Below are 21,934 nucleotides of genomic sequence, written 5' to 3' on the forward strand. Positions count from 1 at the left end.
CAGGCTAGGTCACGCAATGGCCGAGCAGCTCGGGATGTGCGGCGCAGATGTGGTGCGCGCCGGCCTCCTTTAGCTCGGCCTCGCTGCCATAGCCGTAGAGCACGCCGATGGCGGTCATGCCGTTGGTGCGGGCACCGACCACGTCATGGCTGCGATCGCCGATCATGATGGCGCGCTGCGGATCGATGCTGGCCTCGTCGAGCGCATAGCGGAGCAGGTCGCGCTTGTCGACGCGGGTGCCGTCGAGCTCGGAGCCGAACACGCGTTCGAAATACGGTTTCAGGCCGAAATGATCGACGATGCGCGTGGCGTAGACCGCAGGCTTGCTGGTCGCCACGAACATGCGCTGACGTGTCGCTGCGAGCGTCGACAATGTGTCCGTAATTCCGCTGTAAGCCTCGTTCTCGAACAGGCCGATGTCGCTGAAGCGCTCGCGATAGAGCAGGAGCGCGCGGTCAGCGAGTTCATCGGTCCCGGTGAGCTTCTTGAGGCTGGCATGCAGCGGAGGGCCGATGCACCAGGTCAATTCGTCCTCGCTCGGCACCAAAACGCCGAGCCGTTCCAGCGCGTACTGGATCGAGCGGGTGATCCCGGGCTTCGGGTTGGTCAGCGTGCCGTCGAGATCAAAAAAGATTGTCACCATCGGAGCGGGACCTGCGTTGATACTGCCGCTCGTTGCTAGTTGGCTGGGGTTCCAAGTCAAGGTCCGAATTGTCCGATAGCGTCAATGCCATGCGAATAGCTCGGGTTATCGCTGTCTTGTGCCAGGCCCTCGTGCTGTCGCCGGCGCTGGCGGAGGAGGCGCCTCCGCCCGTCGTGCCTCCGAATGCCGAGGAACCCGCGAAGCCGGCGGAGAAACCGAAGGACGCCCGCGAGAGCGACACGCGGGAATCGCTCTGCCTGATCATCGAGGCGGCGGCGCGCGAGGCCAATCTGCCGCTGGAGTTTTTCGCCCGCGTGATCTGGCAGGAAAGCCGCTTCCAGTCCGATGCGGTCGGACCGGTGACCCGCAACGGCGAGCACGCACAAGGGATTGCGCAGTTCATGCCGGGCACTGCAAGCGAGCGCGGGCTGCTCAATCCGTTCAATCCGGTGCAGGCATTGCCGAAGTCGGCGGAGTTCTTGAACGAGCTGCGCAACCAGTTCGGTAATCTCGGCCTTGCGGCGGCCGCCTACAACGCAGGTCCGCGCAGGGTGCAGGAATGGCTCGCCGGCACGGGACCGATGCCGGAGCAGACCCGCAACTACGTCTTCGCCATCACTGGCACCAGCGTCGATGCCTGGGCCAAGGCAGGCAGCACCGGCAAGGGCCCGCCGAGTTCACCGCCGACGAGCTGCCGCGATCTCATGGCGTTGCTCAAGCGTGCGCCCAACCCGTTCGTGGCCGAACTCGAGCAGCATGTCGAGCTTGCCGCCGCAAAGGTCTGGGGCGTGCAGCTCGCCGCCGGCTTCGACCGCAACAGGGCGCTGGCGATGTATTCCCGCGCGGTCACGCGGCTGAGCGCGGTGATCGGCGACCGCGATCCGAGCTTGCTGAGCTCAGTGATGCGCAGCCGCGGCACACACGCCTTCTATCAGGTGCGCATCGGTGCCGACACGCGCGCCGAGGCGGATGATCTGTGCAATCGTATCCGCAAAGCGGGCGGTGCGTGCTTCGTGCTGAAGAACCGCGGTGTGAGTGGGTAGGGCTTGTCATTCCGGGGCGCGCCTCTTGGCGCGAGCCCGGAATCCATCGGGCCGCAGAGATCGTGGTGAAATGGATTCCGGGCTCGCGACTTTGTCGCGCCCCGGAATGACGTCGGCGGGTGCCCCGCGCCACGTGCGCATGCCAGCCCCGCCGCGGGCTTTCTTGACGTGCGTCGCCGTATCGCCCGTTATGAGGTACGATTCCTCTCCTCGATCAAACCTCCCGTGGCGCTTCCTCCGCTCGATTCACCTCAATGGCAAAGCCCCTGGCGCGCCTTTGCGTGGGGGCTGCGCTCGATCACGCAGACGATCCTCACCATCGTGCTGTTCGTGACCTATCTGGGCATCGGTGCGCTCGCCCACGACACCCATTTCAGCCTGCTCTGGGCGCTCGCCTCGACGTTGTTCGTCTGGGCGGGTCCTGCGCAGATTATCCTGATCACCACGCTTGGCTCGGGTGCCACCATCATCCAGTCGGCGATCGCGGTCACCGTTAGTGCCATCCGCCTGTTTCCGATGGTGGTCTCGGTGCTGCCCTTGATGCGCACGCCGACGACGAAACGGCGCGAGCTGATCTTCGCCGCGCATCTCACCGCGGTGACGCTGTGGGTCGAATGCCACCGCTTCCTGCCGCTTGTGCCGCGCGAGCGGCGGATCGCCTTCGTCCACGGGCTCGGCTGTGGCTTGGTCTCGGTGTGCCTCACCGCCAACACGGTTGGCTATTTCCTCGCCGCCAACCTGACGCAGACGCTTGGCGCGGCGATTCTGCTGCTGACCCCGCTGTCTTTCCTGTTCTCGACCGCACGCAATAGCCGCGAGGTCGCTGATGTCGTCGCATTGACGCTCGGAATCTTGCTCTATCCGCTGGCGGCGAAAATGAACTCCGGCCTCGACATCCTCGTTAGCGGCGTCGTGGCTGGCACGATCGCCTATGGCGTGCATTGGTGGCGGGAGGTGCGCGCATGAGCTTTTCGCAGCTCATCGGCGACTGGCATGCGCTCGCCGTGCTCTTCGTCGCCGGCGTCGTTCCCAACCAGATCTGGCGCATGCTGGGCCTGTGGTTCGGCGGCGGCATCGACGAGGGCTCCGAGCTGCTGGTCTGGGTGCGGGCGGTCGCGACCGCGATCCTGGCCGGCGTCATCGCCCAGATCGTGGTCGCGCCGCCAGGGGCGCTTGCCAGCGTGCCGGATATCTTGCGCTATGGCGCGGTGGGAGCGGGGCTCGTCGTCTTCCTGCTGACCCGCCGCTCGATCTTTGCCGGCGTGGTCACGGGCGAAGTCTTCATGCTGGCCGGCAAGTGGTGGTTGGGCTAAAACCGCCGGCGAACAGCAAGGAACAGGAAATATGGTTCGCGAACAGGAGCTCCGCGAGGGCGAGGTCGCCATCGAGCTGCCGCCCGCAGAGGATGCCGGCCTCGTCTTCATCGGCCGCATCCGCACCCCCTGGACGTCGCGGCTGGAGACGCCGCGGCAGGGGCGTCACGACGGCCCGGTGTGCCGGCTCGAAATATTCGAGCCGTTCGTGCCGGCCATCAAGGGCGTCGATTTCTACAGCAACCTCGAAGTGCTCTACTGGCTCGACAAGTCGCGCCGCGACATCATCCTGCAGAGCCCAAAGAACAACGAGAAGACCCGCGGCACCTTCTCGCTACGCTCACCGGTACGGCCCAATCCGATCGGCACCTCGATCGTGAAGCTGGTCGGCATCGAGGGCAATGCGATCCTGGTGCGCGGACTCGACTGCCTCGACAACACGCCGCTGATCGACATCAAGCCGGACCGTTGCGAGTTCACGCCCTTGGCGGCGCCGCAGAAGGGCGATTTCGAGACGGAGTGAAGTCTCTCCTCCGTCATTGCGAGGAGCCCTTGCGACGAAGCAGTCCAGACCGTCTCCGCGGAAGCAGTCTGGATTGCTTCGCTTCGCTCGCAATGACGAGCAGGAGCCATCGTAGCCCGCATGGAGCGAAGCGGAATGCGGGGACAGTCCCGGATTGCGCTTCGCTCCATCCGGGCTACGGGGCGCGCCCCGGAATGACGAGCGGAGAGATCTACCCCGCCTTCAACGCCGCCATCAGCTTGGCCGCGTGCTGTTCCAGCACCTTGGCGTCTTCCTTGCGGCTCGCGGGCGGCAGCATGGCGACGCCGTCGCGGCGCGGCATCACGTGCATGTGGAGATGAAACACCACCTGTCCGCCGGCGGGCTCGTTGAACTGCTGCACGGTGATTCCGTCGGCTTCGAACGCCTTCATCGCTGCCGCCGCGATCTTGTGCGCGCCGCGGGCGACATGGGCGAAGTCGTCCGGTCTGATGTCGAGGATGTTGCGGGCAGGGGTCTTTGGGATCACCAGCGTATGGCCTGGCACGCGCGGCATGATGTCGAGAAAGGCGAAGACGTGCTCGTCCTCGTACACCTTGTAGCAGGGCAGCTCGCCGCGCAGGATCTTTGCGAAGATGTTGTTGGTGTCGTAGGCGGTCATGCTAGCTCCTCGGCGGCTCCTCGAGATTTTGCGCTTACTGTCACCAGCCACGGCGAGGCGTCAAGGCGCCTCGTCGGCGCCTTTGCGGAACGGGCCGAGCTCGGCGAGCTCGCGTCCGGCTTCCGCAACATAGGCGCGCTCGCGCTTGAGGTAGTCGTCGATGGCGCGCCGCAGGCCCGGATCGGCGATGAAGTGGGCGGAATAGGTCGTCTTCGGCAGGTAGCCGCGTGCGATCTTGTGCTCGCCCTGTGCGCCGGCCTCGACGTGCCGGAGGCCGCGCTTGATGGCGAAATCGATCGCCTGATAGTAGCAGACCTCGAAATGCAGGAACGGATGATGCTCGACCGCGCCCCAGTTGCGGCCGAACAGCGTGTCTGAGCCGATGAAGTTGATCGCGCCCGCGATCCAGCGATTGTTGCGGCGGGCCATCACCAGCAGCACGTCCTCGCTCATGGTCTCGCCGATCAGCGAGAAGAACTCGCGCGTCAGATACGGCCGGCCCCATTTGCGCGAGCCGGTCTCCATGTAGAATTCGAAGAACGCGTCCCAGGCATCCTCGGTGATGTCTTTGGCCGTGAGCCAGTGGATAGTGATGCCGGCGGCGAGCGCATCGCGTCGCTCCCGCTTGATCGACTTGCGGTGGCGCGAGTTCAGCGTCGCCAGGAAGTCATCGAAGCTGGCAAAGCCGTCATTATGCCAGTGGAACTGCTGGTCGGTGCGCTGGAGGAAGCCGTGCCCGGCGAGCAGCTTCCATTCGGCCTCGCGGGCGAAGGTGACGTGCACCGAGGAGGCCTTGCTGACCCCGCAAAGCGCCACCAGCCCGCTCGCCAGGGCCTCGCTGATCCGCTCGCGGTCGACACCGTCGCGGACCAGCAGGCGCGGTCCTGTGGCCGGGGTGAACGGAACCGAGACCTGGAGCTTGGGATAGTAGCGCCCGCCGGCGCGCTCATAGGCGTCCGCCCAGCCGCGGTCGAAGACATATTCGCCCTGCGAGTGCGACTTGAGATAGCAGGGCACAACGCCGGCGACGCGGCCGTTGAGCTTGGCCACGAGATGCCGCGGTCCCCAGCCGGTGCGGATCGTCGCTGAGCCCGATTTCTCAGCGGCGGAGAGAAATGCGTGTGAGACGAACGGGTTATAGGCCGACTTTAAGAGACCGGCGGAATCGCCTGGAAGGGCGGATGAGGTTCCCGTGCCATTCCCATTGCAAGCCTTGCCGGGATTGGCGCAGGCGTCCCAATCCTCCGGTGCCACTTCGCCAATCGAAGGTACGGCCTCGAGCGTGATTTCGGATGATGCCATCGTCCCCAAGATCGTGCATTGCAGCAGCGACTTCAAGGGTGGGGAACGCCTCTCTCGTGCCCCGGACGCAGCGCAGCGCTCCTTCAGCGGGGCGCTGCAGAGCCGGGGCCCATGTGGCAGCACGTTCGCGGGGGATGGGTCCCGGCTCTGCGCCGCAATGCTTGGAGCGTTGCAGCTTGTCCGGGACACGAGCGCGTTCGCATGCCGTACCCTACGGCACGAACCCCTCGAAGATCATCTGATCCGCATATTGACCGACCCGCGTCCGCTGCTCCGGCGTGCGCACGGTCCAGCCGAGCAGGGCGCAGCCGAAGACGTTGCGGGCAATCCAGGGGGCGGGGGCCGGCAGGTGGTCGACTTTGAATGCCACGAAGTGGGGCTGGGTCTGGAAGCCGTGACGCAGGTACAGCATGCTGTCGCGCTGCGCCTGCGTCAGCTTGGCCCAGTACTCGTCCTCATAGGTCCGCTGCGCGACGATGCCGCGCGGGCGGGAGGGCAGCAGCTCGCGCAGCGCCAGCACCTGGTCGGGATCGAAGGACATGCCGACAGCGGGACCGTCGTAGGACGCCAGCACCTCGGCCATCCGCTTCACCAGCTTGCGGTCGCCGCCAAAATGGCTCTTCACCTCGATCACCAGCGGTACCCGGCCGGCGACCAGGGCGCAGAGGTCGCCGAGCGACATCATCCGCTCCGGCGTGTCCTTGAACTTGATGGCTTTCAGCTCGGCCGCGGTCTTCTCGATCACCTCTCCGGTGGCCTCGGTGAGGCGGCCGAGCGCATGGTCGTGATGCACCATGGCCTCACCGTCGGCGGAGAGCTGGATATCGACCTCGATCGAAAAATTGCCTGCGATCGCGGCCTGGACCGCGCCCGGCATGTTTTCCACGATACCGCGCGAAATGTCATGCAGGCCGCGATGGGCGACCGGCCGGGCTGTCAGCCAATCCGGAGCGCGCATTCGTGTCAGGCGACCTCGAACACGCCGTCGACCTCGACCGCCGCATCGGCAGGCAGCGAGGCGACCCCGACGGTGGTCCGGGCATGGCGGCCCTTGTCACCAAAGGCCGCGACCATCAGGTCGGAGGCACCGTTCAGCACCTTGGGCCCGTCCAGGAAGTCGGGCGCCGAGTTGATGAAGCCGCCGAGGCGGACCACGCGCACGACCTTGTCGAGGTCGCCGAGCGCGGCCTTGACCTGGGCCAGCAGGTTCACCGCGCAGCCGCGGGCGGCCGCAGCGCCGTCTTCGATCGAGACGCCGGCACCCAGCTTGCCCTTGGCGATCAGCTTGCCGGCAGGATCGAAGCAGACCTGGCCGGAGACGAACAGCAAATTGCCGGTGCGCACGAACGGGACATAGTTGGCGACGGGTGTGGGGGCTTCATGCAGCTTGATGCCTTGTTCCGCCAGTTTCTGCTCGACTGTGCCAGCCATGTTCGACCTCGTTGTCCAAGAATTCATCTGCCCCGACGCCTCTGGAGGCCGGCGGTCCTGTTTCGCTCATCGTGCCGCCACATGCAAGCAACCGAAGGGGACTGCATTTTGTTGAGGCAGGGGAGGAGGTTCAACACGCGAGCCGCAACTTTACGTGAAACGGCCTCAGTTGCGACGCAATGGATCGGTCATTAAAATGTCGAATCTGCGCTTCCCCAGGGAATAGACATGGTGCACCTTTTCCGGACTTCGCTCGGTGTGATGGCGCTCGCGGCGGCCACTGTCGGCCTTGGGGGCTGGGCGCAGGCCGCCAACGGTCCGTTCCTCGCGCATCAGGCGCTTTATGACCTCAGCCTCGTGAAATCGCGCTCCAACTCGGTCAACAGTGCCCGCGGCCGCATCCTCTACAATTTCACGGGGAATGCCTGCGAGGGCTATACCTCGGAATTCCGCCAGGTCTCCGAGCTCGACAGCGGCGAGGGTAAGGTCACGCTGAGTGACCTCCGCTCCAATTCCTGGGAGGACGCTGCCGGCAAGAGCTACCGCTTCAACATCGAGACGCGGATGAACGAGGCCGATGCAGGCCGCGTCGACGGCTCGGCCGAGCGCGACGGCGACCACATCAACGTCAAGCTGAAGCTGCCGGCGCCGAAGACATTTACCCTCGACGGCAAGATCGTATTCCCGACCGAGCAGATCCAGCGCATCATCGCTGCGGCCAACGAAGGCAAGTCGCTGCTCGAGCTCTCCGTCTATGACGGCTCCGACGACGGCCAGAAGGTCTACAACACGCTGACCGTGATCGGCCAGCCGATCCCGGCCGACCGTGCCACGGCGTCCGACCCGTCGATCTCCGACGAGCATATGAAATCGCTCAAGCGCTGGCCCGTCACCGTCAGTTACTTCGACCGCGAGGCCCAGCAGAAGGAAGGCGAGCAGACGCCGGTCTACGCGATGGCGTTTGAGCTCTACGAGAACGGCGTTTCCCGCCAGCTCGTGCTCGATTACAACGATTTCGTGATCTCCGGCGCGATGGGCAAGTTCGACGTGAAGGACAGCAAGCCCTGTAATTGAGGGCATGTCGCTCTTTCCTCCGTCATTGCGAGCGCAGCGAAGCAATCCAGACTATTTCCATGGTGGCAGTCTGGATTGCTTCGTCGCTTTGCTCCTCGCAATGACAGCTAGCTCTCCGCGCGCTCTCCCGCTACGCTCCGTCCCAATCACAAACATCCGGGAGCCAACCATGCCCAAGCTCGACCATCTCCGCCCCAGCGGCCTGCATCACAATCCCGCCTATTCCCACGTTGTCACCGCATCCGGCGCCCGCACCATCTACATCTCTGGCCAGGTCTCGGTGGACGAGGAGGGGCGGATCGTCGGCGAGGGCGATATTGCTGCACAGACGACGCAGGTGATGCAGAATCTCGGCCACGCGCTGAAGGCGGCGGGGGCGAGCTACGCCAACATCGTCAAGATCACGACCTTCGTCGTGAACTACAAGCCGGAGCTGCGCCCCATCATCGGCAAAGCCCGCTCCGGCTTCTTCGAAGGCATGGAGCCGCCGGCCTCGACGCTCGTCGGTGTCTCCGCGCTGGCCGCGCCGGAGTGGCTGATCGAGATCGAGGCGGTGGCCGTCGCGGATTGAGGTCTCTCTTGTAGCCCGGATGGAGCGAAGCGTAATCCGGGGTCTGCTGCTAGGATGCGCTGTCCCGGATTGCGCTCCGCTCCATCCGGGCTACGAGTGTCTCGCGCCAGAGATATTCTGTAGAACAGCCATCGCTTCATCGGCCTTGTCGACAGGCACGAAGAGGTGATCGTGATGGAAGGCCGAAACGGCATTCACGCTGATGCCAGCTGCGGCGAGATGGGCTGTGATCGCAGCCAGGAATCCGACCGCGTCCAGCGACGAATAAACTGTCAGGGTGATCAGGCGCGAGGCGAACTCGTAGCGCAGGCCTGCCGCTTCGGCCTCTTCGCGAGCGATCACCAGTGTCGTTCCTTCGCGTTCGCGGAACGTCAGCATCGGGCTGATGGTGGCTGGAATGCTCGCGCTCGGCGCAACCGTGCAAAACACGAAGATGCCGTCCAGGATCTCCGGCTTCATGTTGCTCAGCAGCGCGTCGAGATCGCGTTCGCCGGTCACGATGCCAGCCCCTGAACCGGTCGGATCGTTTGAGCCCTTGCGAAGCTATCGGCGACAGAGGCTGTTGGAGCCATTGTCAACATACCTTTGTATATCTCCTCTAATCCTTCTCATGCGCTGACCTTACGCTGGTAGAATTGAGCGACGGCGGGAGATTCTTACAATTTGAGCCCACTCGGGTCACTGCGAGGAGGCTCAAATGAACGTCGTCATTCGAAAGCTCAACGGCTTGTGGCACCTCATCGTCGGGTCTTGTCAGATCCGAACGCCGTTCCTGGAAACTCAGGATCGGCAGTTGGTAGTTCAGTATGCCCGGCGCGCCTATCCGGGTGCACGGATCTTCGAACGCGACTGAGTTGAGCAGGACTCGATCACTCCTGCGCCTTCTCCGGCCCCTCATACGCAATGCCGCGGATCACCGCGGCACTGCCGAACTTCTTGCGCAGACTGTCCACCGCGCGCTCGGCGTGCGCGGCGCGGCGGTCGAGCATGTCGGTGTCGTCGGAGGCCGAGCCGTCACGCAGCGCGCTGACGCCGGCGCCCATCAGGCGGAAGGCGGTGCCGTCGATCTCTTTCGCCAGCATCTCGCGGCAGATCGAGAAGATCTTTGCGGCGAGCTGCGTCGGGGCGGCGATCGACTGTGAGCGCGTGCGCTGGCGGAAATCGGCGGTCTTCAGCTTCAGCGTGACGGTCGAGCCGGCGAGCTCGCTGCTCTTGAGACGCGACGACGTCTTCTCGCACAGCCGCCACAAGATCTTCTCCAGCGTCGCGAAATCGCGGATGTCGCTCTCGAACGTGGTCTCGCTGGAAATCGTCTTGGCGCCGCGATCAGGCTCGACGCGGCGGTCGTCGATGCCGCGCGCAAGCCGCCACAGCCGGCGGCCGTCACTCGGAAACTGCCGCATCATCTCGATCTCGTCGGCCTTCTGCAGATCGGCGATGATGCGGAAGCCGCGCTGCACAAGGCGTTCCTGCGTGGCCGGTCCGACGCCAAAGATGAAGCCGACCGGCCTCGAAGCCAGCATCAAGCGCGCTTCGTCCTGGTCGAGCGCGGCAAAGCCGCGCGGCTTGTCGAGGTCGGAAGCGATCTTGGCCAAAAACTTGTTGCAGGACAGGCCGACCGAAACGGTGATGCCGATGTCGCGCTCGACCTCGCGCGCAAAGCGCGCCAGCACCTTTGCCGGGATCATGCCGTGGACGCGCTCGGTGCCGGACAGATCGAGGAAGGCCTCGTCGATCGAGAGCGGCTCGACCAGCGGCGTCAGCGCCTGCATGGCCTGGCGCACCTCTCGGCCGACCCGGACATATTTCGCCATGTCGGGGCGGATTACCGTCGCATGCGGACAGGCCTCCAGAGCCTTGAACATCGGCATGGCCGAGCGCACGCCATAGGTCCGGGCGATGTAGCAGGCAGCCGACACCACGCCGCGCTTGCCCCCGCCGATGATGACGGGCTTATCGGCGATAGCAGGATCGTCGCGCTTCTCGACGGTCGCATAGAAGGCGTCGCAGTCGATATGGGCGATGGTCAGGCCCGCGAGCGCGCGGTGGCGGACCAGGCGAGGGGATCCGCAGGAGGAACAGCGCCGCACGCCCATGTCCAGATCGGCCGGACAATCCCGGCAGAAGCAGCGGGGCCCGGCCGGATCGGGGGAGGTCACGGCACGTCGCGCTCCCAGGAGGGGTCGCCGAGCGCGTCGCCCAGCACCTGCCGCGCTGCGGCAACGTTGGTCGGATGCAGTTCCGCGGTCTTCGCAAAGGCCTTCACGGTCTCGTCATCGCGCAGCACGAAATCGAGCACGCTGAGCAGGAAATTGGGGTCGGAAGCGGCATTGCGCAGGGTCTCCGGACCGACCCCTGTCTCAGCCAGGAACAGGCCCAGCCGCTCGGGCTCGCCGGCGACGAAGGACAGGGCCTGAATCGCAACGATTTCAGCGACTTCGCGGGGGTTGTGAACAGGCTTTTTCACGGGGCCGGTTTGCCTTTCCGTTAACTTTCGGTCTCTAATTTGGAATCATCATGCCCGAGTCTTCGCCTCGAGTCTTGCGACCCCGACAAGCAACTGGAAACCACATCGCAGAAAGTCGGCCCTCGGGTTTAACGAAACTAGAGCGAATCTGGGGCTAGTTTGAATCCAGTTTTCGAAGCGCCGGCGAGCGGCGCCTGAGGCGGTACATGTATGGGTCTGCGGACCAATCGGGAGGGCGGGATGGCTAAGACCGTCCTGATCGTGGAAGACAACGAGCTCAACATGAAGCTCTTCCGCGACCTGTTGGAGGCGCACGGCTACCAGACCTCCGGCACCAGCAACGGCTACGAGGCGCTCGATCTCGTTCGCAAGATGCGGCCCGACCTCGTGCTCATGGACATCCAATTGCCGCAGGTCTCGGGCCTCGAAGTGACACGCTGGATCAAGGACGATCCGGAGCTGCGCGCCATTCCCGTCGTCGCGGTCACCGCCTTCGCGATGAAGGGCGACGAAGAGCGCATCCGCGAGGGCGGCTGCGAAGCCTATTTGTCCAAGCCGATCTCGGTCGGCAAATTCATTGAGACGGTCCGGCGTTTTATCGGATAGGAAGTGAGTTCAAAGTGTCCGCGCGTATCCTGGTTGTCGATGACGTTCCTGCCAACGTCAAGCTCCTCGAAGCCCGCCTGTCTGCCGAATATTTCGACGTGATGACTGCGGCGAACGGCGCCGAGGCGCTGGCGATCAGCCGGCGCGCCGAATGCGACATCATCCTGCTCGACGTGATGATGCCCGACATGGACGGCTTCGAAGTTTGCCGCCGCCTGAAGACCGATCCTGCCACCCACCACATTCCCGTCGTGATGGTCACCGCGCTCGACAGCCCGTCCGACCGCAACCGCGGACTCGAAGCCGGCGCCGACGATTTTCTGACAAAACCCGTCTCCGACGTGGTGCTGATCGCGCGTGTGCGCTCGCTGACGCGGCTGAAGATGATGACCGATGAGCTGCGCATGCGCGCCATCACCTCGCTCGAGATCGGCATGCAGGCGCCGGAGCGCAGCGCGGTGGCCGATACCGGCAAGGGCGGCCGCATCCTGCTGGTCGACGACCGCGAGTCCTCCTATGAGCGGCTGGCGACGATCCTCGCCGCCGAGCACACCATCGACGTCGAGCCGAACCCGACAGAGGCGCTGTTCCACGCCGCCGAGGGCAATTACGACCTCTTGATCGTTTGGCTCGACCTGAACAATTTCGATGGCCTGCGGCTCTGCAGCCAGGCGCGCTCGCTGGAGCGCACGCGCCACGTGCCGATCCTGGCGATCGCCGACCCCGAGAACTCGACGCGGCTGCTCCGCGGCCTCGAGATCGGCGTCAACGACTATCTGCTGCGCCCCATCGACAAGACCGAGCTGCTGGCGCGGGCCCGCACCCAGATCCGCCGCCGCCGCTACACCGATCACTTGCGCGACAACGTGCAGAACTCGATCGAGATGGCGATCACCGACGCGCTCACCGGGCTGCACAATCGCCGCTACATGGAGAGTCATCTCGCGACGCTTGCCGAGCAGGCCGCGACCCGCGGCAAGCCGCTCGCGCTGATGATTCTGGACATCGACTACTTCAAGTCGATCAACGACAATTACGGTCACGACGCCGGCGACGATGTGCTGCGCGAATTCGCGGTGCGGGTGCGCAAGTCGATCCGCGGCATTGACCTTGCCTGCCGCTATGGCGGCGAGGAGTTCGTCATCGTGATGCCCGAGACCGATCTGCACGTGGCCGGCATGGTCGCCGAGCGCCTGCGCCGCTCGATCGCGGGCGAGCCGTTTGCGATCCACAAAGGGACGAAGCGTATCGAGGTCACGATCTCGATCGGCCTGACCACGCTGGAGCAGAAGGGTGAGGCGGTCGCCGACGTCCTCAAGCGCGCCGACACCGCGCTCTACCGCGCCAAGCACGACGGCCGCAACCGCGTGGTGGCGCAGGCGGCGTGAGCTGCCGGCACATAAGTGCGAAAACAACCCCATGCACAGTAGCCGGCGGTAGCAAGATCAACGGCTTACGCGAGGAGCAGGGCGGTTTGCGCTGGCGGCAGCGCCATTTGACACGTCGGGCAAAACAGGCGCATTCTGCCATCATCCCGAACAGATCCTACAAACTCCGCTGTCATTCTCCGCGCATGCGGGGAATCCAGTACGCCGCGTCTTCTCGGTTCTAGTTTCACCGTCTCTGGAATAGTGGATCACCCGCCTTCGCGGGTGATGACACCGAGTGATGCGGTGGCAGCGATCACTGCGGCGGACGCTTGTCCTTCATCGGCTTCGCATCATCCCCCACATCCACCCCCGCATTGCGCAGCAGCACCTTCGCCGCTTCCTTTGCCGCCCTGGCCATCGCCGGATCGTCGCGGACGAGGTCCTGCGCGATGGAGCCATCCATCAGCAGCACCAGCTGCGTCGCCAGCGCGTCCGCATTTGCGACGCCGAGCTCGGTCAGCCGATCACGAAACCAGACACGGCGGCTTTCCTTGAAGGCGATTGCGATCTTCTTCACGGCGCGGTCCGTAGGACCGAGCTCGGCGACCGCGTTCACGAACGGGCAGCCGCGAAAATCCTTGGATGCAAAGCGACGCTCCAGCGAATCGAACGTCGCAAGGATCTGCTCGGCCGGCGGCTTGTCGGAAGGGCGCGCGCTGACGAAGCGGCGCTCGAGGTAGGCAGCGATCAGCGCGTCCTTGGAGGGAAAGTGGTTGTAGAGCGTGCGCTTGGAGATGCCGATCTCGGCCGCGATGGTGTCGACGCCGATGGCGCGAATGCCTTGCAGATAGAACAGCTTGTCGGCGGTCTGAAGGATCCGCTCTTTCATCGTCTGTGGGGCGGGCGGGGGAGCCATGCGGTAGCGCGCGTCCTGTTCGCTTGACAACACCGGCCCTTTTATAGCCTAAGTACACAGGTCTGTGTAACCAAAATCAACGGCAAAAGCAGACGTCGGCTTTCGCGCCGTGCCCAAAAAGGGAGAAGAAAAATGCCCCTGTTGCAGGTTCTGCGTCCGACCTTGCCCATCCTGATCGGCGCCTCGATCATGCTGACGCTGAGCATGGGGCTGCGGCAGTCGCTCGGCATCTTCCTGCAACCGCTGACACATGACATCCACATCTCGGTGTCGGATTTCACACTGGCGCTGGCCGTGCAAAACCTCGCCTGGGGCTTTCTCCAGCCGCTCGCCGGCGCCATGACCGAGCGCTACGGCTTTCGCCCGATCATGATCGTGGGCGCGCTGATGTACATCGTCGGCCTTGCGCTGATGGCGACCGCCAACGGGCTTGTCAGCATCATGATCGGCGCCGGCGTTTTGATCGGCACCTCGCTGGCCTGCACGGCGGCTGCGATCGCGATGTCGGTGGCGGCGCGCGCGGTGTCTGAGACGGTGCGCTCGACCGTGCTCGGCATCGTCTCCGGTGCGGGCTCGCTCGGCGCGCTGCTGTCGGCGCCGATCGGGCAGATGCTCAACGAGGGCTTTGGCTGGCGCATTGGCCTTGCCGGCTTCGTCATCATGTCGGTGCTGATGATCCCCGCCGCCTGGTATGCCGGGCGCGTCGACCAGATCCCGCTGCCCAAGCCGGCCGCCGACGAGATCGACGATGCTACGGCTGCGATCGCGGCGCGGACTGCGTTCGGCAATGCGTCCTTCGTGGTGATGACCTGCGCCTATCTCGTCTGCGGCATGCAGCTGGTGTTCCTCACCACGCATCTGCCGTCGTATCTGGCGATCTGCGGCCTCGACCCGATGCTGAGCGCGCAGACGCTCGGCATGATCGGTGGCTTCAACGTGCTGGGCTCGCTGTTCTTCGGCTGGGCCGGGCAGCGCTGGAATAAGCTGGCGTTGCTGGGCGCGATCTACATCCTGCGCTCGCTGGCGCTTGCCTGGTATTTCATGCTGCCGGCGACGTCGTTCTCGACGCTGCTGTTCGGCGCCATCATGGGCTTCCTCTGGATGGGCGTTGGTCCGCTGGTCGCGGGCGCGGTCGCCGAGATGTTCGGCCTGCGCTGGCAGGCGATGATCCAGGGCCTCGCCTTCATGAGCCACCAGATCGGCAGCTTCCTCGGCGCCTACGGGGGAGGGCTGCTCTACGACGCGCTCGGCTCCTACACCATGGCCTGGCGCATCGGAGTGGCACTGGGCCTCGCGGGCGGCATCGTGCAGGTCGCGTTCGCGCTGATCAGGCCGTCGCAGCCGCCGGTGTTGAAGGCGGCGTAGCGAGGGGCGTTGTCGTAAGCGCTAGCCCACGAGTTCAAGCAAACCTCGCGCCGCTTGGCCGCGAATAGCCGCTCGTGCCCCTGAAGCCGACCTGGCGCGCTGTCCAGACCCCGGCCTTTCGTCCGGCTGGGACGGAAGATGTTCATCCTGCTATATTAATTCCAAACTGGCAGGGTGGCGGTGGCTATGGCGCGAGTTGAGAGACGGTTAGCGGCGGTGCTGGCAGCGGACGTTGCCGGTTATTCGCGGTTAATGGGCGCCGATGAGGTCGGCACGCTCGAAGCCCTTAAGGTTATCCGCCGCGAAATCGTCGATCCAGCCATTGCGGAGCACAAGGGCAGGATCGTCAAGACAACTGGCGATGGCCTCCTGGTCGAATTCGCCAGCGCCGTCGACGCGGTGACATGCGCCGTGGCCGTTCAAGAGAAGATGGCCGGCCGGGAAGGACAGATTGCCTTTCGCATCGGCATCAACATCGGCGACATTATCAGCGACGAAAACGACATCTTCGGTGATGGCGTGAATGTGGCCGCACGCGTTGAGAACGAGTGCGCGCCAGGCGGCGTGTGTCTGTCGGGAAGTGCGTTCGAACAAGTCAGGGGAAAAACGACATTCGAGTTCGATGATCTAGGCGAACGATCGCTGAAGAACATCGATCGGGCGGTTCGACTATATGGGGTCAAACCTGCCAATGCGAAGCCAGCGACGGCGGAGAGCAATCGACTGCTGTCATTACCCGACAAACCTTCAATTGCGGTTCTGCCGTTTCAGAATATGTCCGGCGACCCGGAACAGGAGTACTTCGCCGATGGCATGGTGGAGGACATCATCACTGCGCTGTCGCGCTTCAAATGGCTGTTCGTGATCGCCCGCAATTCGACCTTCACGTACAAGGGGCGGTCCGTTGACATCAGGCAGGTTGGACGCGAACTGGGGGTTCGTTACGTGTTGGAAGGCAGTGTGCGACGGGCAGGCGACCGCGTACGGATCACAGCGCAGCTGATTGACGCGGAGACCAGGGCCCATATCTGGGCAGATCGCTACGACCGCGCGCTCGACGACATCTTTGCCTTGCAGGACGATTACCGTGAGCACTGTCGCCGCGATCGAGCCCAGCGTGCGTCAGGCCGAAATTGAACGGGCGAAGCGCAAACGGCCTGAAAATCTCGACGCCTACGATCTCGTGTTACGTGCGACGCCGCTGGTGGATACTGGGATGCCGGAGGGCGCGTCGCAGGCGGTGCCACTCCTCGAGCGCGCACTTCTACTTGAGCCGAACTACGCGCTCGCGCGCGGCCAAACGGCGTTTTGCAATGAAATACTATATCTCCGAGCGGGAAGGCGTGAAGACAATCGCACGGCCGCGATAAGGTACGCGCATACTGCAGTGGCGCTTGGTCCCGACGATGCCCCGGCACTCGTCTACGCCGCAATCGCTATCGGTCTCGTCGAACATGACCGTATCTTGGCCCTGGAAACCTTCGAGGCCGCCCTGGCAATTTCCCCGTCGGCGGCGTGGGCCTATTCCTGGGGCGCGTTGATTTTGGGCTGGGGAGGGGAAGCCGAGCGCGCCATCGAATGGGGCGAGCGGGGTATCCGCCTTAGTCCATTCGATCCGTGGATTACCGCTGCGCTGCATGGCATTTGCATGGGCCATTTTCTTCGTGGACGCTATGAAGATGCCGCGGCGGCAGCGCAACGGGCCATTCGCAGCAAACCAGGCTTCAGCGTCTCGCACATGTTTCTGGCGGCGTCGCTTGCCAAACTCGGACGAATGGAAGACGCGAACGCAGCCGCCGAGCGCGTGATGCAACTTCAGCCCAATTTCAGCAGCAATGGTCAGTGCTCCGCCATCGGCTGCGTGCCGTTGCTCGCAACACCCCTGATCGAAGCAATGCGCGCTTCAGGTCTGCCTGAATAACCGGGATCCGCCACCAGGCGGCCGATGCGTCAGCACAATTGACTTTTAACCAAAGTTCCACAGGGCTAGGCTGCCAAGATTAATGATCGCGCTCCCGCCAGATGGTGAGAGGAGGCGTGGCATGATCGAACAGCCGCACTTTGATGCGTATTCAATCCCAGCACGTATCTGCTTTACCGTTGCATTGCTTGGTTGTGCCGTACTGATCGCCGTGTTGGTTACGAGCGTCTACTTCCTGGAATAAGGTGTTGGAGTGAAACGAACCAGGCTCGCGCCATCGGCATGGCGGCTGGGAGAACGCTGACCGCCCGTTCCGGGCCACCGGTCCGCGCGAAGCGCGTGCGGGGGCCCACTGCATGCCCATGGCCTACAACAGCTTGATCGGAGATATGGGGGACCCGCTGTCGGGCGGTCAGAACAGCGCGCCGTGCTCGCGCGGGCACTCTACCGACGATCCCGAATACTGGGCCAATTCTTACCTGCGCGAGGCATCTCAAGGACTCTCTGGAGCAGCGTGGGATGGCCAAGAACGGCGCGCAATTCCGGCCTTTCGAGCCATGCGACTGCATCCTCCAAGCTTTCGCATTCCTCGAGCTTGGTGGTTGCCGTCGCCAAAGGCACGTCGACGGCGCCAAATTTGCGCGGCTTGGCAAGCGATAGCGATCCCAAATGCTGGCCTAGCAGTTCTGGATCCTGGCTGAGCTGGTGCAGGGCCCCGGTTATCGCTGTTGGCTCAGATGCGGCGAGTTCGTTTGCACGGAGCACCACAGCGGGCGGGTCGTTGGTTTCCGGCGTGGCAAAAAGTCCGGGCGTCTTCAGTCGTGCAGACGTCATGAGGCCCAACGGGATTGAAAGCAGAAGACCCAGCACGACAGGCGACATCCAAAGCAGCAGCGGCAGAGAGACCGCGTAGGCACTGAGCAACAGGGCCAATCCGCAGAGCGTGGGGCCGACGAGCTTGCGATAGATTTCGCCTCGAGCGAGGTAGCCATCGCTTCGGCGCTGCACCTGCCAGCCCGCGTCCCGGCCAGCTAGAATTTCAAACACGGCCTTGGTCTGGAGGATCATCATGCACGGAGCGATCAAAGCCGCAAGAAATGTCTCGCAAACGACTCCGGCCAATACGCGAGGATTCCCTGCGAATCCGATCCGCTCTCTTCGATTGCCGATCAGCACCAGATAGGCCAGCAGCTTCGGCAGGATCAGAAGTCCCATGGTCGCTGCAAAGATCTGGGCGGCAAGCACCGGGTCCTGTTGCGGCCAGGTCGGAAACAAACTGAAGCCTTTGGGAAAATATTCCGGTCGGATGAAGTGCGCCTGCAGTGCAATCAGCAGGCCGAGCACCAGGAATAGAAACCACAGCGGCGCGGTGACATAGGAGCCGATGCCTGTAAGCAAATGCAGCCGCGACACCCAGTGTAGCCCGCGCGCGGGCAACACAGCGAGATGCTGAAGGTTCCCCTGGCACCAGCGACGATCTCTTGCCGCAAAGTCCAGCAGTGACGGCGGGGCTTCTTCGAAGCTGCCGCCGAGGGTCGGTGCCAGATAGATTGCCCAGCCCGCGCGGCGCATCAACGCGGCCTCGACAAAATCATGGCTCAAGATGTGACCCCCGAAAGGCTTACGACCGCTCAGCTCCGGCAGGCCGGCCTCCGCAGCGAACGCCCGTACCCGGATGATGGCGTTGTGGCCCCAGTAATTGCTGTCGCCACCGTGCCACCAAGCATTGCCGGCTGCAATGATGGGGCCGTAAACGCGCCCCGAGAATTGCTGCAGCCTACTGAACATTGTGCGCGCGTTGACGATGACCGGCTGCGTCTGGATCAGCGCAGCAGCGGGATGGAACTCCATCGCGTTGACAAGGCGAACTATTGTGTCGCCTTCCATGAGGCTGTCCGCGTCGAGAACGATCATGTGATCATAGGCCGACCCAAACCTCATGACCCAGTCGGCGATATTGCCGGACTTGCGCGCGATGTTGTTGGAGCGATGCCGGTAGTACAGCCGAGCGGCGCCGCAGGCGCGGCGCAGCCGAATGAAGGTCAGCTCTTCACGAATCCAGATGTCGGGATCGGTCGTATCGCTCAGTAAAAACCAGTCGAACTGGTCCCCATATCCGGTCGCTTGAACTGATTCATACATTGCGCGTAGCCGCGCCATGAGATGATGCGGGTCCTCATTATAGGTGGGTAGCAGCATGGCTGTGCGCGAGGTGATAGGAGGCAGTGAGCCGGTCGCATCGATCGGCAGAAAAGACCGGCTGCGCGTGAGCAGCACGAAAAATCCGGCGAGCGCGGACATGAAGGAGAGCGCGACCCATGCGAGCAGCACGAGGAAAAAGCCGAGCAGCACCGCCTCGAGAAAGGTTACACCGCCAACTTTCACCACGTCATACATGCCGTAGCCGCCGGCAAGCGTCAGCACCCCAGTCCCGACAAAAATAAAGAGGCGGCGAACCATCAAAGTGGTACCCGAATGCACCGGCGACCGGTTAGCTTCAGTCGCGCGATCCAGCCGGCAAGGCAGCATCGGCAGCGGACTTTCCGGCGGCAGAAATGGGCTGCCAGGGGCGTTCGGCGACGGTCTCAGGGCGTCCATCGATAGGTCCACACTTCGGAGACTGGCGCTTCGTTTTGCGCCAGGAAAGCTCGTAATTCGATTGCGGCTTGCTTCTTGACCGAGCATTGGAAGCTCAGACGCCATCCGCCTGTCATGGGATTAGGTTGCGTGACGATGTTGCTGACTTCGGCTTTTGCAGCGGTCACCACGCCTTTGATGGTCTTGGCATCGATGCCTTTGAGTCGGTCCCCCATCAGTTCCAGCACGAACAATTTGCTATCGTCACCCCGGCTTCCGATCCCCGTTCGCGTGAACCGTGCGAGCGCCTCCGGTTTGGGGGCGTCCGGCCCCCAGTGCAGCCGATAGGTGAAGATGTGTTCGCTTTTGGCTGTCAGCGGCTGCTTCGGTTGCCACAGCGCTGCGATGTTGTCGTGGATCTCCTCCTTGGTAGGTATCTCGAATAATTTCACCGCTCCTTCGCCCCAATCGCCGATCGGCTCGAACCATAGGCTTGGGCGCTTTTCGAAGTTGGATTCGAGGTCCTGATAGGCGAAGAAATTCCTCTCCCGCTGCATGAGGCCGAAGCCGCCGGGATTGACGTCGGCAAAGCTGCTGACCTGCAGATCGTGCGGATTGTTCAGTGGACGCCAGAGTTGCTCACCTCTACCGTTGAAGATCGCAAGTCCATCCGAGTCGTGAACCGCGGGGCGGAAATCGTCAAAATCTTTGCGATCGTTCGGCCCGAAGAAGAACATGCTGGTCATAGGCGCGAGCCCGGCATGCTCGATGTCTACCCGCGGATAGAGAGCCATCTCGACGTCGAAAACCGTGCTTTGGCCAGGCCGGATCGTGAATCGGTAGCTTGCGGCCGCACTCTTACTGTCCAGCAGCGCGTGTACTACGATGGAAGAGGCATTCGGCACCGGCTTCTCCAGCCAGAAGGCCTTGAACGCCGGGAATTCTTCGCCCTTGCTCTCGCCGGTATCGATCGCTAGTCCGCGCGCGGACAGGCCATACGTCAGTCCTTTCGCGACTGCTCGGAAGTAACTGGCGCCCAGGAACACACAAACTTCATCGTAGTAATCCGGCCTGTTGATCGGAGCGTGAATGCGGAATCCGCTAAACCCGATGTCGACATCCGGCCATTGTCCGAGACCCTCTCCGAACGAGAAGTCGTCGCGCCGATACGGGATCGGCATGAAGCTCCCGTTCACCACCTGAAAAATCTCGACCCGGTTCTTGTAGAAAAAGCCGCGGTGAAAAAATTGCACTTCGAACGGTAGCTTCTCATCACGCCACAACGCCTTCTCAGGCCTGAAGCGAATTGATCGGTATTGATCGTAGTTGAGATTCTTCAGTGCATCCGGCAGCTTCTCGTCCGGAGGCTCGAACGATTTCGCGGCAAGGGCGCGGGCAAGCTCGCGCACGTAGGACGGGCTGAATGGCGGGGCGGAGCCCGTCTGAGCCTTCGCTGCACGCAGCAGCATGGTGGCAGCCGAGAAGGCAGCCGATGCGCGAAGGACTTGCCGGCGGTTCACGCTTGCGTCTCCCCGTTCAAAACAGGTGGGGAAACGGCCTATGTTCTCCGGAGTTCCATGCGGGTAAGCGGATGTGACACCGCTGACTCCAGAAAAAAATGTGCGGACGGACTCAGGAGAGGGTCTGCAGCAATGGCAGAACGGTCCTGGATTGCTTCGTCGCACCAGCGACAAAATTGCTTTGCAATATTGTCGCGGGCTCCTCGCAATGACGGCGTGGAGAAATGGTAGCGCGTCAATTTCTGTCTCGTGCCCCGGACGCAGCGCAGCGCCTCAGCGGTGCGCTGCTGAGCCGGGGCCCATGGATCAGCATCGCGCTGTGTTGCTTTCTGGGGCTCGGCTCTGCGCAGCAGCGCGACCGGACGGATGCTACGCATCGCCTAGGCTGTATCGCGTTCGGGATACGACAGGGGTCGTAAAATAAAAACGGGGCCCGAAAGGGCCCCGCAAAACTCTTCAACGCTCAGCCGATCTTACTTGATCTTGGCTTCGCGGAATTCGACGTGCTTGCGCGCGACCGGATCGTACTTCTTCTTGACCAGCTTGTCGGTCATGGTGCGCGAATTCTTCTTGGCGACGTAGTAGAAGCCGGTGTCAGCCGAGGACACGAGCTTGACCTTGATGGTGACCGCTTTGGCCATGTTCAGAACCT

General features: G+C 63.3%; 25 protein-coding genes. 13 read left to right on the top strand and 12 right to left on the bottom strand.

From position 1 onward, the window contains the following. Positions 1 to 4 precede the first annotated feature (4 nt). Positions 5 to 643 carry an HAD family hydrolase gene (locus ACNJX8_RS18875; RefSeq protein ID WP_439361656.1) on the bottom strand — a complete coding sequence of 213 codons (639 nt, stop codon included), beginning with the start codon at positions 641 to 643 and terminating at the stop codon, positions 5 to 7. Between the two features lie 89 nt (positions 644 to 732). Between ACNJX8_RS18875 and ACNJX8_RS18880 the strand changes: the two genes are divergently transcribed. The 4 genes from ACNJX8_RS18880 to tsaA all read left to right on the top strand — a co-directional run bounded on the left by ACNJX8_RS18880 (position 733) and on the right by tsaA (position 3,522). Continuing rightward, entirely contained in the window at positions 733 to 1,686 is a 954-nt protein-coding gene (locus tag ACNJX8_RS18880) for a transglycosylase SLT domain-containing protein (RefSeq protein ID WP_439361936.1), read from the top strand. Between the two features lie 225 nt (positions 1,687 to 1,911). Further along, the gene (locus ACNJX8_RS18885; RefSeq protein WP_439361937.1) at positions 1,912 to 2,652 is read left to right on the top strand and encodes an AzlC family ABC transporter permease; all 741 of its coding nucleotides are present in this window, start codon (positions 1,912 to 1,914) and stop codon (positions 2,650 to 2,652) included. Continuing rightward, positions 2,649 to 2,999, top strand: coding sequence for an AzlD domain-containing protein (locus tag ACNJX8_RS18890; RefSeq protein WP_439361657.1), 351 nt, complete (start codon positions 2,649 to 2,651; stop codon positions 2,997 to 2,999). Before ACNJX8_RS18885 ends, ACNJX8_RS18890 begins: the two co-directional genes overlap by 4 nt. A 31-nt stretch (positions 3,000 to 3,030) precedes the next feature. Further along, positions 3,031 to 3,522 (top strand): tRNA (N6-threonylcarbamoyladenosine(37)-N6)-methyltransferase TrmO, encoded by a 492-nt coding sequence (gene tsaA / locus ACNJX8_RS18895; RefSeq protein WP_091889533.1) that lies wholly within the window; start codon positions 3,031 to 3,033, stop codon positions 3,520 to 3,522. 211 nt (positions 3,523 to 3,733) lie between these two features. On the opposite strand, the gene ACNJX8_RS18900 is transcribed toward tsaA, so the two are convergent. The 4 genes from ACNJX8_RS18900 to ACNJX8_RS18915 all read right to left on the bottom strand — a co-directional run bounded on the left by ACNJX8_RS18900 (position 3,734) and on the right by ACNJX8_RS18915 (position 6,895). Continuing rightward, positions 3,734 to 4,162 carry an HIT family protein gene (locus ACNJX8_RS18900; protein ID WP_439410348.1) on the bottom strand — a complete coding sequence of 143 codons (429 nt, stop codon included), beginning with the start codon at positions 4,160 to 4,162 and terminating at the stop codon, positions 3,734 to 3,736. A 60-nt stretch (positions 4,163 to 4,222) separates the two neighbouring features. Beyond that, a complete protein-coding gene (locus tag ACNJX8_RS18905; RefSeq protein ID WP_439361658.1) occupies positions 4,223 to 5,464 on the bottom strand; it encodes a GNAT family N-acetyltransferase in 1,242 nt (413 codons plus the stop codon). Between the two features lie 211 nt (positions 5,465 to 5,675). Then, on the bottom strand, positions 5,676 to 6,422 hold the full coding sequence (locus tag ACNJX8_RS18910; protein WP_128947088.1) for a glycerophosphodiester phosphodiesterase: 747 nt from the start codon (positions 6,420 to 6,422) through the stop codon (positions 5,676 to 5,678). Between the two features lie 5 nt (positions 6,423 to 6,427). After that, a complete protein-coding gene (locus ACNJX8_RS18915; RefSeq protein WP_018321130.1) occupies positions 6,428 to 6,895 on the bottom strand; it encodes a RidA family protein in 468 nt (155 codons plus the stop codon). Between the two features lie 228 nt (positions 6,896 to 7,123). Here ACNJX8_RS18915 and ACNJX8_RS18920 point away from each other — a divergent pair, with 228 nt between their 5' ends. Further along, positions 7,124 to 7,969 (top strand): cell envelope integrity EipB family protein, encoded by an 846-nt coding sequence (locus ACNJX8_RS18920; protein WP_128933297.1) that lies wholly within the window; start codon positions 7,124 to 7,126, stop codon positions 7,967 to 7,969. Between the two features lie 169 nt (positions 7,970 to 8,138). Further along, positions 8,139 to 8,540 (top strand): RidA family protein, encoded by a 402-nt coding sequence (locus ACNJX8_RS18925; protein ID WP_439361659.1) that lies wholly within the window; start codon positions 8,139 to 8,141, stop codon positions 8,538 to 8,540. A gap of 90 nt (positions 8,541 to 8,630) precedes the next feature. On the opposite strand, the gene ACNJX8_RS18930 is transcribed toward ACNJX8_RS18925, so the two are convergent. Then, positions 8,631 to 9,038 (bottom strand): ACT domain-containing protein, encoded by a 408-nt coding sequence (locus tag ACNJX8_RS18930; protein WP_439361660.1) that lies wholly within the window; start codon positions 9,036 to 9,038, stop codon positions 8,631 to 8,633. Between the two features lie 199 nt (positions 9,039 to 9,237). Between ACNJX8_RS18930 and ACNJX8_RS18935 the strand changes: the two genes are divergently transcribed. Further along, positions 9,238 to 9,393 (top strand): hypothetical protein, encoded by a 156-nt coding sequence (locus ACNJX8_RS18935; RefSeq protein ID WP_008548553.1) that lies wholly within the window; start codon positions 9,238 to 9,240, stop codon positions 9,391 to 9,393. Positions 9,394 to 9,409: 16 nt separating this feature from the next. Here ACNJX8_RS18935 and ACNJX8_RS18940 read toward each other — a convergent pair whose 3' ends face one another. Continuing rightward, on the bottom strand, positions 9,410 to 10,699 hold the full coding sequence (locus ACNJX8_RS18940; RefSeq protein WP_439361661.1) for a DNA polymerase IV: 1,290 nt from the start codon (positions 10,697 to 10,699) through the stop codon (positions 9,410 to 9,412). Beyond that, positions 10,696 to 11,007 (bottom strand): DUF3572 domain-containing protein, encoded by a 312-nt coding sequence (locus ACNJX8_RS18945; protein ID WP_091895933.1) that lies wholly within the window; start codon positions 11,005 to 11,007, stop codon positions 10,696 to 10,698. Before ACNJX8_RS18945 ends, ACNJX8_RS18940 begins: the two co-directional genes overlap by 4 nt. A gap of 240 nt (positions 11,008 to 11,247) precedes the next feature. Between ACNJX8_RS18945 and ACNJX8_RS18950 the strand changes: the two genes are divergently transcribed. Further along, positions 11,248 to 11,613 (top strand): response regulator, encoded by a 366-nt coding sequence (locus ACNJX8_RS18950; protein ID WP_008566616.1) that lies wholly within the window; start codon positions 11,248 to 11,250, stop codon positions 11,611 to 11,613. 14 nt (positions 11,614 to 11,627) lie between these two features. Further along, on the top strand, positions 11,628 to 13,001 hold the full coding sequence (locus tag ACNJX8_RS18955; RefSeq protein WP_439361662.1) for a PleD family two-component system response regulator: 1,374 nt from the start codon (positions 11,628 to 11,630) through the stop codon (positions 12,999 to 13,001). A gap of 295 nt (positions 13,002 to 13,296) precedes the next feature. Here the strand turns inward: ACNJX8_RS18955 and ACNJX8_RS18960 are convergent, their stop codons facing one another. After that, the gene (locus ACNJX8_RS18960) at positions 13,297 to 13,899 is read right to left on the bottom strand and encodes a TetR/AcrR family transcriptional regulator (RefSeq protein ID WP_439361663.1); all 603 of its coding nucleotides are present in this window, start codon (positions 13,897 to 13,899) and stop codon (positions 13,297 to 13,299) included. A gap of 132 nt (positions 13,900 to 14,031) precedes the next feature. On the opposite strand from ACNJX8_RS18960, the gene ACNJX8_RS18965 reads away from it, so the two are divergent. The 4 genes from ACNJX8_RS18965 (at position 14,032) to ACNJX8_RS18980 (ending at position 17,429) form a co-directional block, all read left to right on the top strand. Beyond that, positions 14,032 to 15,264, top strand: coding sequence for an MFS transporter (locus tag ACNJX8_RS18965; protein WP_439361664.1), 1,233 nt, complete (start codon positions 14,032 to 14,034; stop codon positions 15,262 to 15,264). A 216-nt stretch (positions 15,265 to 15,480) separates the two neighbouring features. Next, a complete protein-coding gene (locus tag ACNJX8_RS18970; protein ID WP_439361665.1) occupies positions 15,481 to 16,401 on the top strand; it encodes an adenylate/guanylate cyclase domain-containing protein in 921 nt (306 codons plus the stop codon). Continuing rightward, complete coding sequence (locus ACNJX8_RS18975) at positions 16,352 to 17,185, top strand: tetratricopeptide repeat protein (protein WP_439361666.1); 834 nt, start codon at positions 16,352 to 16,354, stop codon at positions 17,183 to 17,185. Before ACNJX8_RS18970 ends, ACNJX8_RS18975 begins: the two co-directional genes overlap by 50 nt. A gap of 121 nt (positions 17,186 to 17,306) precedes the next feature. Next, the gene (locus ACNJX8_RS18980) at positions 17,307 to 17,429 is read left to right on the top strand and encodes a hypothetical protein (protein ID WP_276339337.1); all 123 of its coding nucleotides are present in this window, start codon (positions 17,307 to 17,309) and stop codon (positions 17,427 to 17,429) included. A 200-nt stretch (positions 17,430 to 17,629) separates the two neighbouring features. On the opposite strand, the gene mdoH is transcribed toward ACNJX8_RS18980, so the two are convergent. The 3 genes from mdoH to rpmG all read right to left on the bottom strand — a co-directional run bounded on the left by mdoH (position 17,630) and on the right by rpmG (position 21,923). After that, positions 17,630 to 19,783 (bottom strand): glucans biosynthesis glucosyltransferase MdoH, encoded by a 2,154-nt coding sequence (mdoH, locus tag ACNJX8_RS18985; protein ID WP_439361667.1) that lies wholly within the window; start codon positions 19,781 to 19,783, stop codon positions 17,630 to 17,632. Further along, positions 19,771 to 21,231 carry a glucan biosynthesis protein G gene (locus ACNJX8_RS18990; RefSeq protein WP_439361938.1) on the bottom strand — a complete coding sequence of 487 codons (1,461 nt, stop codon included), beginning with the start codon at positions 21,229 to 21,231 and terminating at the stop codon, positions 19,771 to 19,773. The genes mdoH and ACNJX8_RS18990 overlap by 13 nt, the downstream gene beginning before the upstream one ends. A gap of 524 nt (positions 21,232 to 21,755) precedes the next feature. Continuing rightward, the gene (rpmG, locus tag ACNJX8_RS18995) at positions 21,756 to 21,923 is read right to left on the bottom strand and encodes a 50S ribosomal protein L33 (protein ID WP_007603295.1); all 168 of its coding nucleotides are present in this window, start codon (positions 21,921 to 21,923) and stop codon (positions 21,756 to 21,758) included. Between the last annotated feature and the right edge of the window lie 11 nt (positions 21,924 to 21,934).

The organism is Bradyrhizobium sp. SPXBL-04 (assembly GCF_051853035.1).
In the GTDB taxonomy this organism is placed as follows: domain Bacteria; phylum Pseudomonadota; class Alphaproteobacteria; order Rhizobiales; family Xanthobacteraceae; genus Bradyrhizobium; species Bradyrhizobium zhanjiangense.